This window comes from Kitasatospora sp. NPDC094016, assembly GCF_040304045.1.
In the GTDB taxonomy this organism is placed as follows: domain Bacteria; phylum Actinomycetota; class Actinomycetes; order Streptomycetales; family Streptomycetaceae; genus Kitasatospora.
Genome location: NZ_JBEOUK010000004.1, coordinates 1 through 15,359, shown reverse-complemented (window position 1 = coordinate 15,359; position 15,359 = coordinate 1). Strand labels below are relative to the sequence as shown.

At 73.4% G+C, this 15,359-nt stretch carries 14 protein-coding genes; 2 read left to right on the top strand and 12 right to left on the bottom strand.

The features are described 5' to 3' along the window. Positions 1-75: 75 nt before the first annotated feature. The 11 genes from htpX to ABT015_RS05195 all read right to left on the bottom strand — a co-directional run bounded on the left by htpX (position 76) and on the right by ABT015_RS05195 (position 11,242). Positions 76-939: a zinc metalloprotease HtpX gene (gene htpX, locus ABT015_RS05245; RefSeq protein WP_350876984.1), complete on the bottom strand. Its 864-nt coding sequence runs from the start codon at positions 937-939 to the stop codon at positions 76-78. Positions 940-1,099: 160 nt separating this feature from the next. Continuing rightward, entirely contained in the window at positions 1,100-2,671 is a 1,572-nt protein-coding gene (locus tag ABT015_RS05240) for an NADH-quinone oxidoreductase subunit N (protein WP_350876982.1), read from the bottom strand. A gap of 56 nt (positions 2,672-2,727) precedes the next feature. Next, complete coding sequence (locus tag ABT015_RS05235; protein WP_350876980.1) at positions 2,728-4,284, bottom strand: complex I subunit 4 family protein; 1,557 nt, start codon at positions 4,282-4,284, stop codon at positions 2,728-2,730. A gap of 62 nt (positions 4,285-4,346) precedes the next feature. Further along, positions 4,347-6,443, bottom strand: coding sequence for an NADH-quinone oxidoreductase subunit 5 family protein (locus ABT015_RS05230; protein WP_350876978.1), 2,097 nt, complete (start codon positions 6,441-6,443; stop codon positions 4,347-4,349). After that, positions 6,440-6,811, bottom strand: a complete 372-nt coding sequence (nuoK, locus tag ABT015_RS05225) for an NADH-quinone oxidoreductase subunit NuoK (protein WP_350876976.1) — start codon at positions 6,809-6,811, stop codon at positions 6,440-6,442. Before nuoK ends, ABT015_RS05230 begins: the two co-directional genes overlap by 4 nt. Next, positions 6,811-7,539 (bottom strand): NADH-quinone oxidoreductase subunit J family protein, encoded by a 729-nt coding sequence (locus ABT015_RS05220; RefSeq protein ID WP_350876974.1) that lies wholly within the window; start codon positions 7,537-7,539, stop codon positions 6,811-6,813. Before ABT015_RS05220 ends, nuoK begins: the two co-directional genes overlap by 1 nt. Further along, on the bottom strand, positions 7,536-8,105 hold the full coding sequence (locus ABT015_RS05215) for a NuoI/complex I 23 kDa subunit family protein (RefSeq protein ID WP_350876972.1): 570 nt from the start codon (positions 8,103-8,105) through the stop codon (positions 7,536-7,538). The genes ABT015_RS05220 and ABT015_RS05215 overlap by 4 nt, the downstream gene beginning before the upstream one ends. Continuing rightward, complete coding sequence (nuoH, locus tag ABT015_RS05210; RefSeq protein WP_371518357.1) at positions 8,102-9,061, bottom strand: NADH-quinone oxidoreductase subunit NuoH; 960 nt, start codon at positions 9,059-9,061, stop codon at positions 8,102-8,104. The genes ABT015_RS05215 and nuoH overlap by 4 nt, the downstream gene beginning before the upstream one ends. Then, a complete protein-coding gene (locus ABT015_RS05205) occupies positions 9,058-10,278 on the bottom strand; it encodes an NADH-quinone oxidoreductase subunit C (RefSeq protein WP_350876970.1) in 1,221 nt (406 codons plus the stop codon). The genes nuoH and ABT015_RS05205 overlap by 4 nt, the downstream gene beginning before the upstream one ends. After that, a complete protein-coding gene (locus ABT015_RS05200) occupies positions 10,275-10,910 on the bottom strand; it encodes an NADH-quinone oxidoreductase subunit B (protein ID WP_350876968.1) in 636 nt (211 codons plus the stop codon). Before ABT015_RS05200 ends, ABT015_RS05205 begins: the two co-directional genes overlap by 4 nt. After that, complete coding sequence (locus ABT015_RS05195; protein ID WP_402448742.1) at positions 10,901-11,242, bottom strand: NADH-quinone oxidoreductase subunit A; 342 nt, start codon at positions 11,240-11,242, stop codon at positions 10,901-10,903. The genes ABT015_RS05200 and ABT015_RS05195 overlap by 10 nt, the downstream gene beginning before the upstream one ends. A 429-nt stretch (positions 11,243-11,671) precedes the next feature. Here ABT015_RS05195 and ABT015_RS05190 point away from each other — a divergent pair, with 429 nt between their 5' ends. After that, positions 11,672-12,841 (top strand): sensor histidine kinase, encoded by a 1,170-nt coding sequence (locus ABT015_RS05190; protein WP_350877387.1) that lies wholly within the window; start codon positions 11,672-11,674, stop codon positions 12,839-12,841. A 117-nt stretch (positions 12,842-12,958) separates the two neighbouring features. Here ABT015_RS05190 and ABT015_RS05185 read toward each other — a convergent pair whose 3' ends face one another. Further along, positions 12,959-14,029, bottom strand: coding sequence for a S1C family serine protease (locus tag ABT015_RS05185; RefSeq protein ID WP_402448743.1), 1,071 nt, complete (start codon positions 14,027-14,029; stop codon positions 12,959-12,961). Positions 14,030-14,254: 225 nt separating this feature from the next. Here ABT015_RS05185 and galE point away from each other — a divergent pair, with 225 nt between their 5' ends. Further along, a complete protein-coding gene (gene galE, locus ABT015_RS05180) occupies positions 14,255-15,241 on the top strand; it encodes a UDP-glucose 4-epimerase GalE (protein WP_350876964.1) in 987 nt (328 codons plus the stop codon). Positions 15,242-15,359 lie beyond the last annotated feature (118 nt).

Genomic DNA, 15,359 nt, shown 5'->3' with positions numbered 1-15,359 from the left:
CGCGCGGAGCGGGCCGACCGCGACGGATCGTGCCGAGACCGGACGCCCTGACCCCCGGCCCGCGCGGAGCGGGGCTCAGCGCCCGTAGCCCGCCATCCGCTCCAGCCGGGCGATGCGCTCCGCCATCGGCGGGTGGGTGGAGAAGAGCCGGGCGCCGGCCTCGCCGGGGCGGAAGGGGCTGGCGATCATCATGTGGCTGGCGGTCTGGATCTGCGGCTCCGGCGGGAGGGGCAGCCGGCGGGTGCCGGCGTCGAGCTTGCGCAGGGCGCCGGCCAGGGCGAGCGGGTCTCCGGTGATCCGGGCGCCGTCGGCGTCGGCCTGGTACTCGCGGGAGCGGCTGACGGCCAGCTGGATGAGCCCGGCCGCCAGCGGGCCGAGGATCATGATGGCGAGCATGCCGAAGAGGCCGGGCCCGTCGTCGTCGTCGCTGCGGCCGAAGGGGATCAGCCAGGCGAAGTTCACCAGGAACATCACCACCGAGGCGAGCGCCCCGGCGACCGAGGAGATCAGGATGTCCCGGTTGTAGACGTGGCTCAGCTCGTGCCCGAGCACGCCCCGCAGCTCGCGTTCGTCCAGCAGTTGCAGGATGCCGTCGGTGCAGCAGACGGCCGCGTTGCGCGGGTTGCGGCCGGTGGCGAAGGCGTTCGGCGCGGGGGTCGGGGAGATGTAGAGGCGCGGCATCGGCTGGCGGGCCGCGGTGGAGAGCTCGCGGACGATCCGGTAGAGCCGCGGCGCCTCGATCTCGCTGACCGGCCGGGCCCGCATGGCCCGCAGCGCGAGCTTGTCGCTGTTCCAGTAGGCGTAGGCGTTGGTGCCGAGGGCGACCAGCAGGGCGATCACCAAGCCGGTTCGGCCGAAGAATCCGCCGATCACCAAGATGAGCGCCGAGAGGCCGCCGAGCAGGACGGCGGTCCTCAGTCCGTTGTGCCGGCGGTGCACGTCAGGCCCTCCAATGGTGCGGTGGGGAAGCCCTTTCTGCCTCGTCCCTCTTGCCCGGTCAACGGGTGGGGGCCTGGGCCTTGTTCCCTTGTGACCGGCGTGACACCGCCGCGGCACCCCGCCGGGCCGGACCGCGGCGGCCGGCCGGGCGGGTGCGCGCTCAGAACAGGCTTCCGCCGGCGACCTGGAGGACCAGCTGCGGAGCGAAGGAGAGGACCACGGCCACCGAGGCGGTGAGCCCCAGCGTGGCGGTCAGGGTGGCCGGCAGCCGGCCTTCGGCCCCGGCCTCGCCGACGGGTGCGGCGCCCGGTTCGGCGCCTTCCTCGGCACCCGGCGCCGGGGCGAACAGCCGGGTCGTCCAGAGCAGGTAGTAGTACAGCGCGACGACCACGTTGGCGGCCATCACGACGGCCAGCCAGCCCAGCCCGGCGTCGACGGCCGCGCGGAACACCACGACCTTGCCGAACAGGCCGATCACGCCCGGCGGCAGCCCGGCCAGGCAGAGCAGGAAGAAGGCGAGCGCGAGGGCCGTCCAGCGGCGCCGGGCGAACAGGCCGCGGAAGTCGTCCACGCTGGTCCCGGCCCGGCGGCCGACCGCCGCGACCACGCCGAACGCGCCGAGGTTCACCACGCCGTAGATCAGCGCGTACGCGGCGGTGGCGCCGAGCGGGTCGACCCCGGTGGGCGCGTAGCCGGCGGCGGCGAGCGGCACCAGCAGGTAGCCGGCCTGGCCGACGGACGACCAGGCGAGCAGCCGCACCGCGCTGTGGCGGGTGTCGAAGCGCTGGCGCAGCGCGCCGACGTTGCCCACCGTCATGGTGACGGCGGCCAGCACGGCGAGCACCAGGCCCCAGGTGTGCGCGTACGGGCGGAAGGCGATGGTGGTGGCGAGCGCGAGGCCGGACAGGCCGGCCGCCTTGCCGACCACCGAGAGGTAGCCGGCCACCGGCAGCGGGGCGCCGATGTAGGTGTCGGGCACCCAGAAGTGGAACGGGACGGCGGCGACCTTGAAGGCGAAGCCGACCAGGGTCAGCACGGCGCCCGCCTCGGCCAGCGGCTTGAGCTGCCCGGGGGCGTGTTCCAGCCCCTGGGCGACGGCCCCGAGGTGCAGGCTGCCGCTGGCCGCGTAGACGAAGCCGACGCCGAGCAGCATCACGGCGGTGGCGGTGACGGAGGAGACGAAGAACTTGAGCGCGGCCTCGGCGCCCCGGCCGTCCCGGCGCAGCGCGACCAGGGCGAAGGCGGGCAGCGAGGCGACCTCCAGCGCGATCACCATGGTGGCGAGGTCGCGGGAGGCGGGCAGCAGCGCGGCGCCGGTGGCGCTGGAGAGCAGCAGGAACCAGTACTCGCCGCCGGGCAGCTTCTCCTCCTCGACGGTGTGCGCGGAGAGCAGCGCGGCGATCAGCGCACCGCCGAGGGCGAGCAGCTGGAACACCAGGGCGAAGTGGTCGGCGACGTACGAGCAGCCCGCGTTGTCGGACCCCCCTGCTACGTTCTGCACACAGAAGGTCGCCCGGGGTGATCCCCCGGTGAGGGGGAGGAGTGCGATGAGGGCGAGGGCGAGTCCGGCCGCGGCGAGGCGGCCGAGCCACTTCCGGTGCCGCTCGGGCAGGAACAGGTCGGTGAGCAGGACGGCGAGGGCGGCCACAGCGGCGATCAGCGGGGGCGCGATCGCCACCCAGTCCACGGACTGGATCAGGCTGCCCGGGTTGGCTACGGCGAGGGAGGTCACAGTGTGCTGCCCCGTGGAGTGAGGTCCGAGTGCGGCGATCTGGGCTCCGAGCACGGTCAGCCACCCCCGAGGAGGTGCTTGACGGCGGGGTCGGAGAGGCCGAGCAGGAGCGCGGGCCAGAGGCCGGCGAGCAGGGTGAGGGCGGCCAGCGGCGTCCAGCTGACGGCCTCGTACGGGCGCAGGTCGGCGACCTGGTCCACCGGGGCGGGCTGCTTGGGGTCGCCCATGCAGACGCGCTTGACCACGATCAGCAGGTAGGCGGCGGTGAGGAGGGTGCCGAGACCGGCCAGGACCATGTAGGTGACGAACGCGGGGCGCGACAGGCCGTCGGCCGGGTCGAAGGCGCCGAACATGGCGAGCAGCTCGCCCCAGAAGCCGGCCAGGCCGGGCAGGCCGAGGCTGGCGACGGCGGCGAAGGCGAGCAGCGCGCCGATCCGCGGGGCGCGGCCGTACAGGGCGGCGCCGGTGGCGCCGGAGAGGGTGTCGAGGTCCGCCGTGCCGTAGCGGTCCTTGAGGGCGCCGACGAGGAAGAACAGCAGACCGGTGATCAGACCGTGGGCGATGTTGGCGAACAGCGCGCCGTTGACGCCCACCGGAGTGAGGGAGGCGATGCCCAGCAGCACGAAGCCCATGTGGCCGACGGAGGAGTACGCGATCAGGCGCTTGAGGTCGCCCTTGGCGCCGGGGCGGGCCAGCGCCAGACAGGCCAGCGATCCGTAGACGATGCCGACGGCGGCGAACGCGCCCAGGTAGGGGGCGAGCGTCGCGGTGCCGTCGGGCACGACCGGGAGGAGGACGCGGACCAGACCGTACGTGCCCATCTTCAGCAGCACGCCGGCGAGCAGCACCGAGCCGACCGTCGGAGCGGCGGTGTGCGCGTCCGGGAGCCAGCTGTGCAGCGGCCAGGCGGGGGCCTTGACCGCGAGCCCGACCATGATCGCCAGGGCGGCGATCACCTGGGTGGTGTGGCTCAGGCCGTTGCCGTGCGCGGCGGCCAGGGCCTGCATGTCGAAGGTCCCGGCCTTGCTGCCGATCAGCAGGAAGCCGAGCAGCATCACGGCCGAGCCGAGCAGCGTGTACAGGATGAACCGGTTGGCGGCCGGGGCCTTCGCGCCGCTCCCCCAGCGGGCGATCAGGAAGTACATCGGGATCAGCACGATCTCGAAGGCCAGGAAGAAGAGCAGGAGGTCCAGCACCGCGAAGGTGGCGAGCATGCCGACCTCGAGGAGGAGGAACAGCCCGACGAAGGCCTTCGCCGACGGCACGCCCTCCCCGCCCGGCAGCCGCTTCTCCGAGTACAGCGCGCAGAGGAAGGTGAGCAGTGCGGTCAGCACGATCAGCGGCAGCGAGATGCCGTCCACGCCGAGGTGGAGGCGCACGTCGAGGGCCGGGATCCAGGACACGTCGGTGGTGGCCTGCATCCGGGCGGGCTCGTCGTGGTCGAAACCGGCCGCCAGGGCGACGGTGAGCAGCAGCACCGCGCCGGTGACGACGGTGTTCAGCCGCAGCGCCCGCCGGTCGGCGGCGGCCGGCTCCCGGCCGAACACCGGCGCCAGGGTGAGCGCGGCGCCGAGCAGCGGCAGCACCAGGAGGGCGATGAGGACTGCGTTCATCGGGGGCTCCTACGGGCGGCGGTCGGAATCGGGGGAACCGGAGAGAGGGGGTACGGCATCCGCTACACCGCCACCAGGACGGCCAGCAGGACGACGCCGGCGAGCAGCGCGCTGAGGTAGGTCTGCGCGTTGCCGGTCTGCGCGAGCCGGACGGCCCGGCCGAGCAGGTTGGCGCCGACCCCGCTGCCGCGCACGTAGGTCTCGACGACCTCGCGGTCCAGGAAGCGGACCAGCCGGGCGGCGGCGGTCACCGGGCGGACGAACAGCGCGTGGTACAGCCGGTCGACGCCGAAGCCGTGCCGGGCCGGGCCGAACAGCGGGCCGAGCAGCGTGCGCCCGGGGTCGGCGACGATCACCTCGGCGGCCGGGGCACCGGCCTGCTCAGGCACCCGGCCGGCGTCGGCCGGAGCCGGGCGGCCGGTGGCGAGTCGCGCGGTCGCCGAGCGCCAGGCGCCGTACGCCGCGAGCACGCCGACCACGGCGAGCCCGGTGCCGATGACGGCGGTGACGGCCGAGGGGCGCAGCGAGCCGCCGTCCAGCAGCGCGGGCAGCCAGTCCGAGCGCAGCCCGGCGACGCCGAAGCCCATGGTCGGGATCGCCAGCACCCAGAGCGGCCAGCGCATCGCGGGCGGCTCGGCGGTGGCCGGGTCGGCCTCGTCGAGCTCGGGCGAGTACGGCGCGTCCGCCTCGTGCCCGGCCGCGGGCGCCGCGGCCTGCGACGCCGCGGCCTGCGACGCTGCGGCAGCTTGCGTTCCGGTCTGCGACGCCGCAGCCGCCTGCGCCCCTTCAGCCTGCGGGCTGTGGAAGCTGACCAGGAAGAGCCGGGTCGCGTACGCGGCGGTGAGCAGCGCGGTGAGTCCGGCGGAGATCAGCACGATCCACCCGGCGGCCTCCGGCACGGCCGAGGCCGGGCCGAGCCCGTTGGTGAGCGCCTCGCCGTTGGCGGCGTGCTCGGCGGCGGTCAGCACCGCCTCCTTGCTGAAGAAGCCGGAGAACGGCGGCAGTCCGACCAGGGCGACGAGCGCGATGCCCATCGTCCAGTAAGCGTCCGGGACGCGCTTGCGCAGCCCGGGGATCCGGGACATCGCGGAGATCGAGTTGGTGTGCGCGGCGTGGATCACCACGCCGGCGGCCAGGAACAGCAGCGCCTTGAAGGCGCCGTGGCTGACCAGGTGGAAGACGGAGGCCTCGCGGTCGCCGGTGGCGAGCGCCCCGGCCATGTAGCCGAGCTGGCCGACGGTGGAGTAGGCGAGCACCCGTTTGAGGTCGTCCTGGGCGAGCGCGCAGAGCGCCGAGCCGATCATCGTCACGGCGGCCATCACGGCCAGCACGACCAGCGCCGCACCCGACAGCAGGAACACCGGCAGCAGCCGGGCGACCAGGTAGATGCCGGCCGCGACCATGGTGGCGGCGTGGATCAGCGCGGAGACCGGCGTCGGGCCGGCCATGGCGTCCGGGAGCCAGGTGTGCAGCGGGAACTGCGCGCTCTTGCCGGCCACCCCGGCGAGCAGCAGCAGGGCGATCAGCGTCGGGTGGCCGAGCCGCCCGTCGGTCGCGGCGGCCAGCACGTCGGGGATCCGGAAGCTGCCGGCGTCCGCGCCGAGCAGGAAGATCCCGAACAGGAACGGCACGTCGCCGAGCTTGGTGACCAGGAAGGCCTTGAGCGAGGCCGAGCGGGCGTCCTCGGTCTCCCAGTGGTGGCCGATCAGGAAGTACGAGCAGATGCCCATGACCTCCCAGCCGACCAGCAGCACGATCAGGTCGCCCGAGTAGACCACCAGGAACATCGCCGCGGTGAACAACGAGACCAGCGCGGCGTACGACGGGTAGCGCGGGTCCTTCCTGAGGTAGGCGGTCGAGTAGACCTGCACACAGGTGGCGACCAGGCCGACCAGCACGGAGATCAGCGAGCTGAAGCCGTCCAGGTGGAGGGCGAGCGCGATGTCCGGGCCGCCGGTCGGGGTGAGCCGGGTGGCGGCGTCCAGCGCCTGACCGGTGCCGAGCTGGAGGGCGACGACCAGGGCGAGCACGGCCGAGACGGCGACCGGCACGATGGCCAGCGGCCGGGCCAGGCCGGGCGCCTTCTTTCCGACGGCCAGGGTCGCGGCGGCCCCGAGGGCGGGCAGCGCGGGGACGAGGGCGGGCAGGGCGAGGTTCATGCGGCGGCCTGGCCCTTCAGCGCCTCGGCTCCGGCCGGCGTCTCCTCGGCGAGCGGCTCCGCCGGATCGCCGAGCGCGGTGGCCCGGTCGATGTCCGCGGTGCCCCGGGCCCGGAACAGCAGCAGGACGATGGCGAGCCCCAGCCCGATCTCGGCGGCGGCGACGGTGATGGTGAACAGGGTGAGCGCCTGGCCGGCGTGCAGCGAGTCGCGCAGCCAGGTGTCGAAGGCGACCAGGTTGAGGTTGACGGCGTTGAGCATCAGCTCGACGGACATCAGGACCAGGACGGCGTTGCGCCGGGCGAGCACGCCGTACACGCCGACGCTGAACAGCAGCGCGGCGAGGACGACGGGGTAGGCGAGGTGCATCAGCTCTCCTCCGACGCGGACGGCGCAGCGGGCGCGGCCTCTACGGCCTCTGCGGCCGCCGGGCTCTCCGGCGGCGCCGGCCGGGGCACGGTCGCGGCGACGGTCCCGTTCGAGCCCACCGGCCGGCCGGCGCGCAGCCGGCCCGCCCGGGGCGGCGGCACCCGCCGCTTCGACCCGCGCGACAGCACGATCGCGCCGACCAGCGCCGCCAGCAGCAGCACGGAGAGGGCTTCGAAGGGCAGCACCCAGTGGCGGAACAGGCTCGCCCCGGTGACGGCGGCCGAGCCGCCCCCCGCGCCGAGGTCGATCCAGGAGGTCCGGAAGGCGTCGACGACCAGCGTCACCAGCGTCCCGGCCGAGGCGAGCGCCACGGCTAGGGCCACCCAGCGGTTCTTGGAGTCGGCGTCCGGCGAGCGCCCGATCGGCGCCTTGGTGAGCATCAGTCCGAACAGCACCAGGACGATCACCGAGCCGAGGTAGATCAGCACCTGCACCCAGGCGATGAACTCGGCGGTGAGCAGCAGGAACTCCACCGCCAGCCCGCCCAGCGCGACCACCAGCCAGAGCGCGGCGTGCACCAGTTGCTTGGTGCTGACGGCGATCACGGCCGAGCCGAGCACGGCGATGCCGACCAACAGGAAGACGATCTCCACCCCGGTCGGGGACAGGAACGAACGGGCGGCCGGCTCCAGCGAGCCGGTCGCCGCGAGCAGGGTGGCGGCGCTCACCGGGCCTCCCCCTCATCCGAGGCCGCCGAGGCGGCTGCGGCGGCCGCGGCGGCCGCCAGCTTGTCCGCCGCCTTGCGCGCGGTGGTGATCTCCTTGGGATCCTCGGCCGCCGGGTCCAGCGCCGGCGGCGCCGGGACGGTCCACATCCACTCGCGGAGCTTGTCCCGCTCGTGGGTCAGCTCCAGGATGTCGGTCTCGGCGTACTCGAACTCGGGCGACCAGAACAGCGCGTCGAAGGGGCACACCTCGATGCAGATCCCGCAGTACATGCAGAGCGAGAAGTCGATGGCGAACCGGTCCAGCACGTTGCGGGTGCGGGCCCGCGCGTTCGGCTCGGCGGCCGGCAGCGTCTCCTTGTGCGAGTCGATGTAGATGCACCAGTCCGGGCACTCGCGCGCGCAGAGCATGCACACCGTGCAGTTCTCCTCCAGCAGCGCGATGACGCCGCGCGAACGCGGCGGCAGCACCGGCTGCACGTCGGGGTACTGCGCGGTGACGGTCTTCTTCGTCATCGTCCGCAGGGTCACGGCCAGGCCCTTGGCCAGGCCGGCACCGGGAAAACTCATGAGATCGCCACCTTGATGACGCCGGTCAGGGCCAGCTGGACGAGGGCGAGCGGGATCAGCACGGTCCACGCGAAGCGCATCAGCTGGTCCTCGCGCAGACGCGGGTAGGTGACCCGCAGCCAGATGACCACGAAGGCCAGCGCGAAGGTCTTCAGGATCATCCAGAGCCAGCCGAGCTGGTCCGCCAGCGGGCCGTGCCAGCCGCCCAGGAAGAGCACCGCGGTCAGCGCCGACACCACCAGGATGCCCACGTACTCGGACAGCAGGAACAGCGCGAAGCGCAGGCCCGTGTACTCGGTGTACGCGCCGAAGATGATCTCCGAGTCGGCGACCGGCATGTCGAACGGCGGGCGCTGGAGCTCGGCCAGACCGGCCGTGAAGAACACGAACGCGCCGATGAGCTGCCAGGGCAGCCAGTACCACTCCCAGGCGTCCACGATCCCGGGCAGCGAGAGCGTGCCGGCGGCCATCGCCACCGAGGCCGCCGCCAGCACCATCGGCAGCTCGTACGACATCAGCTGCGCGGCCGTGCGCAGGCCGCCGAGCAGCGAGAACTTGTTCGCCGAGGCCCAGCCGGCCATCAGCTTGCCGATCACGCCGACGCCCATCACGGCCAGCACGAAGAACAGGCCGGCGTCGATCGCCTGGCCGACGAAGCCGTTCGGGCCGACCGGGATCGCCAGCAGCACGAAGAGGTACGGCAGCAGCGAGACGGCGGGCGCCAGCTGGAAGATCCGGCGGTCCGCCCCGGCCGGGACGATGTCCTCCTTCTGCGCGAACTTCACGCCGTCCGCGACGAGCTGTGCCCAGCCGTGGAAGCCGCCCGCGTACATCGGGCCGAGCCGGCCCTGCATGTGTGCCATGACCTTGTGCTCGGTCTGGCCGATGACCAGCGGGAAGGTGAGGAAGACGACCAGGGTGGCGACGCAGCGCAGCACCGTGTCGAGCAGGTTCACGCGCCGTCTCCGTCCTGGCCGGCCGGTCCGGCCGACGTCTCGTCCCGCTCACCCTCAGGCGCGGCGGGCTTCGCCGGCTCGGCGGGCGGCTGTTCCTCGGCAGACTCCTGCGCGGGCTTGTCCACAGGCTTCGCGGGCTCGGCCGGTGCCGGTGCCGCCTCGGCGGGCTTCGCGGGCTCGTCGTGCGCGGGCACCGGGTTGTGCCAGGGCGCGTCCGAGGACCGGGTCCGCGGCGACGCCGAGCCCTCGGCCTTCGGTTCGGCAGGCGCGGCGGCCTCGGCGGCCTCGGCCGGCGCCGGCTCCGCAGCCTGGCTGACCGATCCGTCGGACACCGACCTGACCCGGCGCGGCCGGTCCGCCCGCACCACGGGCGCCGCCTCACCAGCGGCCGGAGCAACGGCCTCACCAGCAGTCGGAGCAACAGCCGGAGCAGCGTCCGGAGCACCGGCACCAGCAGCCTCGGCCCCCGCCTGACTCGCCGACCCCTCCGCCACCGTCCTGGTCCGCCGCGGCCGGTCCGCCCGCACCGCCGCACCCTCGGCACCGGCGGCAGCACCGGCCCCAGCGGCAGCAGCACCGGCAGCCCGGGGCGTCCGCCCGGCCGCGCCCGCCGCCCGCGCACCGCGCGCGGGCCGCTCGGCGACCGGCGGCAGGGTGCCCTTCAGCGGCCCCCACTCGTTCGGGTCCGGCACGCCGGCCGGCTGCATCTTGCGCCGGGCGGGCCCGTCGCCGTGGTCCGACTCGCCCGGCTCCTTGGCGCCCGGCCAGGCCTTGGCGACCCGGGCCGCGAGCACGAACTCCTTGCGCAGCGGGTACCCCTCGAAGCCGTCCGGCAGCAGCAGGGTGGCGAGGTAGGGGTGTCCGGGGAAGTCGATGCCGAACATCTCGTGGGTCTCGCGCTCGTGCCAGGCGGCGCCCGCGTAGACCGGGACGGCGGTCGGCAGCGCGGCCTTGTCCCGCGGCACCCGGGTGCGCAGCGCCAGGTGGCGCACGCCCGGGGCGTCGGCGGAGGCGAGGTGGGCGACCACGGAGAAGCCCTCGGCCAGTTCGTCGACGGCGCTCAGCCAGTCGAAGTAGCCCAGGCCGAGCGTGTCGCGGGCACTGGTGAGCGCCTCGATCCAGTGCTCGGCGGGGACGTCGACGGTGACCAGCCCGTAAGCCTCGGCGCCGGTCGCCCACTCCCCGACCGACGCCGCGTACTGCTCGGCGGAAGTCATGAGACCCCTCCCTCGGTCGAAGGTCCCGCCACCAGCGGGCGGCGCAGCGCCGCCGCGGGCGCGGTGTAGCGGTCGGGCAGCGATTCGGCGGCGATCTTCTCCTGGAGCTTGAGGATGCCCTGGAGCAGCGCCTCGGGCCGGGGCGGGCAGCCGGGCACGTAGACGTCGACCGGGATGATCTGGTCCACGCCCTTGGTCACCGAGTAGGAGTCCCAGTACGGGCCGCCGGAGTTGGAGCAGGCGCCGAAGGAGATGACGTACTTCGGCTCGGGCATCTGCTCGTAGAGGCGCTTGACGGCGGGCGCCATCTTGTCGGTCACCGTCCCCGAGACGATCATCAGGTCGGCCTGACGGGGTCCGGGCGCGAACGGAATGACACCCATCCGGATGAAGTCGTGTTTGGCCATGGACGCGGCGATGAACTCGATCGCGCAGCAGGCCAGGCCGAAGTTGAAGCACCAGAGGCTGTAGCGGCGGCCCCAGTTGAGCACGACCTTGACCGGGTCGGGCGCGAGCCGGGCCAGCGGGCCGATGCCACGGCGCTCGACGGCGCCGGGGCGCGACGGGTCCGGGAGGCCGAGCGGGACCGGCCCGCCCTGGGCGCCGTGCGAGTGGGTGTGCGTCACGTCCATTCCAGAACGCCCTTCTTCCAGGCGTAGAGCAGGCCGACCGCGAGGAAGCCGATGAAGAGGAACATCTCGATCAGCGTTCCGGCGCCGTACCCGGCGGTGGCGAAGACCGTCGCCCACGGGAACAGGTAGATCGCGTCGACCGCGAAGATCACGTACAGGAAGGCGTACACGTAGTAGCGGATCTGGGTGTGCGCCCAGTCCTCGCCCACCGGGTCCACCCCGCACTCGTAGGCGAGGAGTTTCTCGGGCGAGTGGACCACCGGCCGCAGCAGCCGGTTGGCCGTGAACGCCACGGCGACGAAGAGCACCCCGACGACGGCCAGCAGGCCCATCGCGGCGTACGCGTCGAAGTAGCCGCCGCCGACCGCCGGGTCGGCCGCGACGGCAGCCGCATGCTGCCCCTCCATGCCTTCGCCCTCCACCTCGGCCGTGAACAACCCCTCAAGGCAGTTCTACGACGTTTCCTCGCACGGTCATAACCATGGCCAATGCGTGAGTCTAAGGGGACGGCTCCGCTCCGCCCGAACCCTGCCCGCTCCGCAAGACGTCCGGTGGACACTCCCGCGAGCACCGGGCAGTGGCCCGACGACCCCGGCGGGGGTAGGGATAACCCCCGTCCCGGAAGATGTATCACCCCCATGGCATCTCCCGCCCCGCGTTCGGGAAGCTTGCTTCACCAGCTCGACCAAGAGGGACGGTAGATCCAGATGAAGCCGCTGCACCGCCGCACCGTGGACGCCATCAAGGAGCAGGACGCTCGGATGGTCCGCTCGCCGCTGTACGGCGCGCAGATGTGGCGGCAGGTCGGCCAGCTGCTGCTCAACCTGCCGCTCGGCGTCGCCGGCTTCTCGCTCACCGCGATCACGCTCTCGGCCGGCCTGGGGATGTCGATCACCGTGGTCGGCCTGCCGCTGCTGGCCGGTGGGCTGGCCGTCTCCCGCGCCCTGGGCGGGCTGGGCCGCCGGCGGGCCCGGGCGGCGTACGGCTCCGAGATCCACGAGCCGGAGCCGGTGCAGCGGCGCCGGCCGGGGGTGGTGGGCTTCACCATCGCCCACCTGACCGACCTGCTGAACTGGCGCTCGGCGCTCTACAACGTGCTGATGCTGCCCTGGGGCATCCTGAGCTTCACGGTGACCCTGGTCGCGGTCACCGTGATGTGGCCGGTGCTGCCCTGGGTGATCCGGGCGCTGGCGGCGATCGACCGGATCCTGGTCGAGTCGCTGCTCTTCCCGGGCGCCCTGGCCGAGCGGGTGCGCGAGCTGGAGGACGACCGCGGCACGGTGGTCGACACCGCCGCCGCCGACCTGCGCCGGATCGAGCGCGACCTGCACGACGGCGCCCAGGCCCGCCTGGTCGCGCTGGCCATGGACCTGGGCATGGCCAAGGAGCGGCTGCGCGAGGTCGAGACCGAGGACGACGTGGCGGCCGCCACGAAGATGGTCGACAACGCGCACGGCGAGGTGAAGCTGGCCCTCCAGGAGCTGCGCGACCTGGCCCGGGGCATCCACCCGGCGGTGCTCACCGACCGCGGCCTGGACGCGGCCCTGTCCTCGGTCGCCGCCCGCTGCACCGTCCCCGGCGGGGTCAAGGTGAACGTCGACCTGAAGGGGCCGGACGGCCGGGCCGAGCGCCCGGACTCGGCGGTCGAGGGCATCGCGTACTTCACCGTCAGCGAGCTGCTGACCAACGTCTCCAAGCACTCCGGCGCCCGCACCGCCTCGGTCGACGTCTGGCGCTCCGACAACCAGCTGATGGTGCTGGTCCAGGACGACGGCAAGGGCGGCGCCGCCCCCTACCCGGGCAGCGGCCTGGCCGGGCTGACCGAGCGGATCCGCGCGGTGGACGGGGTGCTCCTGGTGCAGAGCCCGGAGGGCGGCCCGAGCAGCATCACCGTCGAACTGCCCTGGCGCACCCGCACCGCCCGCCGCTGAACCGGGGCACGACACGGCGCCGGGACCTCGTCGAGGCGGTGACGAGGTCCCGGCGCCGTGCCGGTACGGCCGCCGGTCCGCGGAACCCTTGCGCGGGGCCGGGGCCGGAGCCGGGCCCTACGGGCTCTCCAGGGTGCCGAGGGTGACGGTGGCGGTCTGGCTGGTGCCGTCCCTGGTGTAGGCGACGGTGGCCTTGTCGCCCGGGGTGAGCGAGGCGAGCGCGGTGGTGAGCGCGTTCAGCGAGTCGACCGCGGCGTCCCCGATCTTGGTGATCACGTCGCCGGCCTGCATCCCCGCCGAGGCGGCCGGGCCGCCCGGGGTGACCGCCACGATGACGGCGCCGGCGGGCTTGAACTGCTGGTTGAAGCTGGTCCGGGCGGTGATGCCGAGTGCGGCCCGGCCGGAGTTGGTGACCTTGCCCTGCTTGATCAGCTGGTCGGTGATGCTGGTGATGGTGGACGCCGGGATGGCGAAGCCGATGCCGGGCGCGGCCGCGCCGCTGGCCTCGGGTTCCGTCGCCGCGAGCGTGTTGATGCCGATCACCTGGCTGTCCAGGTTGACCAGCGCGCCGCCGCTGTTGCCCGGGTTGATCGCGGCCGAGGTCTGCACCATGTTGCCGATGGTGGCGCCGGGCGAGCCGCCGCCCCTGGGTTCGGAGACGGTCCGTCCGGTGGCCGAGACGATGCCCTGGGTGACGCTGCTGGAGAGGCCGAGCGGGCTGCCCATGGCGAGGGTGATCTGGCCGAGCTGGACCTTGCCGGAGTCCCCGAAGGCGGCCGGCTTGAGGCCGCTCGGCGGGCTGCTCAGCTTGATCACCGCGAGGTCGGTGTCGGGGTAGCTGCCGACCAGGGTGGCGTCCAGCGACCTGGTGCTGTTGGCGAGGGTGACGGTGAAGGTGGTCGCGGTGCCCACCACGTGGGCGTTGGTGACGATGTCGCCCTTGTCGTCGTAGACGATCCCGGAGCCGAGGCTGTCGCCGGTGGTGATCTGCACCACCGAGGGCAGCACGTCGGCGATGACCCGCTGGTAGTCGTCCTGCAACTGGTTTCCGTCGGCCGACCGCGCGGGGGCCGACGAGGCCGGCCTGGCCGAGCCGGAGCCCGACGGCGATCCCGCGGCCTGCGAGGCGGACGAGGAGGAGCCGCTGCTGCACCCCGCCAGCGCCAGCGCGGTCAGTACGGCCACCACGCCGGGCACGAGCAGACGGCCGTGGACCGTCCTGGGTCCGGTCGGCCGGGGCCCGGCCGGCAGGGGGCGGGCGTGTTCCTTCTTTCGGCTCACCTTGGCTGCCTCCGATTCGTCACCACGCTGGGAGCATGGAAATCTTTGTCAGCATTTCACCGATTTGTCCGATTTGACGGCTCGACTCGCCCGGCACTCACCCCGGAAACCCGAACACCCTAGAATCGGCCCATGACTTGGTTGATCACCGGCGGTGCCGGATACATCGGCGGGCACGTCGTCCGCCAGCTGCTCGACGCCGGTGAGCGCGTCGCCGTCCTGGACGACCTCAGCACCGGCGACGCCTCCCGCCTGCCGGAGGGCGTCGCCCTGGTCGAGGGCTCCACCCTGGACCGGGCCGTCCTGGACGCCGCCATCCGCGAGCACGCGATCGAGGGCATCCTGCACTTCGCCGCCAAGAAGCAGGTCGGCGAGTCCGTCGAGCAGCCGTTCTTCTACTACCGGGAGAACATGATCGGCCTGCAGACCGTCCTGGAGGCCGCCGCCGAGGGCGGGGTCAAGCGCTTCCTCTTCTCCTCCTCGGCCGCCGTCTACGGCATGCCGGACGTCGACCTGGTCACCGAGTCGACCCCGTGCGCCCCGATGAGCCCGTACGGCGAGACCAAGCTGGCCGGCGAGTGGCTGGTCGCCGCGGCCGGGAAGGCCCACGGCATCTCCACCGTGGCGCTGCGCTACTTCAACGTGGCCGGCGCGGCCTCCCCCGAGCTGTCCGACACCGGGGTCTTCAACCTGATCCCGATGGTGTTCGAGCGGCTCACCGCCGGCGAGGCCCCGAGGGTCTTCGGCGACGACTACCCCACCCAGGACGGCAGCTGCGTCCGCGACTTCATCCACGTCTCCGACATCGCCTCGGCCCACGTCGCCGCCGCCAAGCGGCTGGCCGCCGACCCGGCCGGCGAGACCTCGCTGGTGCTCAACATCGGCCGCGGCGAGGGTGTCAGCGTCAAGGAGATGCTGGAGGTGATCGGCAAGGTCACCGGTTACGACACCACCCCCGAGGTGACCCCGCGCCGCGCCGGCGACCCCGCGCGGGTGGTGGCCTCGGCCGACCTGATCCGCCGCGAGCTGGGCTGGGGCGCCCGCCACGACGTGGCGGAGATGGTGGCCTCCGCGTGGGACGGCTGGTGCAGCCGCCACCCCGGGGCCCGCAAGGCCTGATCGGACGCGTCGCGCGGCGGCGGGGCGCCCGCCCCCCCGCCCCCCCCCCGCCGCCCCCCCGGGCCCCCCCGCCGGGGAAGGCGTGCAACGCGGACAACCACAGGTCCATGGATGCCAC

Bases quoted from the DNA above. Each gene is read 5' to 3' on its own strand.
- ABT015_RS05235 (WP_350876980.1), bottom strand. From the start codon at position 4,284: ATGAACGCAGTCCTCATCGCCCTCCTGGTGCTGCCGCTGCTCGGCGCC.
- ABT015_RS05230 (WP_350876978.1), bottom strand. From the start codon at position 6,443: ATGAACCTCGCCCTGCCCGCCCTCGTCCCCGCGCTGCCCGCCCTCGGG.
- ABT015_RS05205 (WP_350876970.1), bottom strand. From the start codon at position 10,278: ATGACTTCCGCCGAGCAGTACGCGGCGTCGGTCGGGGAGTGGGCGACC.
- ABT015_RS05200 (WP_350876968.1), bottom strand. From the start codon at position 10,910: ATGGACGTGACGCACACCCACTCGCACGGCGCCCAGGGCGGGCCGGTC.
- ABT015_RS05195 (WP_402448742.1), bottom strand. From the start codon at position 11,242: ATGGGCCTGCTGGCCGTCGTCGGGGTGCTCTTCGTCGCCGTGGCGTTC.
- galE (WP_350876964.1), top strand. From the start codon at position 14,255: ATGACTTGGTTGATCACCGGCGGTGCCGGATACATCGGCGGGCACGTC.
- ABT015_RS05215 (WP_350876972.1), bottom strand. From the start codon at position 8,105: ATGAGTTTTCCCGGTGCCGGCCTGGCCAAGGGCCTGGCCGTGACCCTG.
- ABT015_RS05190 (WP_350877387.1), top strand. From the start codon at position 11,672: ATGGTCCGCTCGCCGCTGTACGGCGCGCAGATGTGGCGGCAGGTCGGC.
- nuoK (WP_350876976.1), bottom strand. From the start codon at position 6,811: ATGCACCTCGCCTACCCCGTCGTCCTCGCCGCGCTGCTGTTCAGCGTC.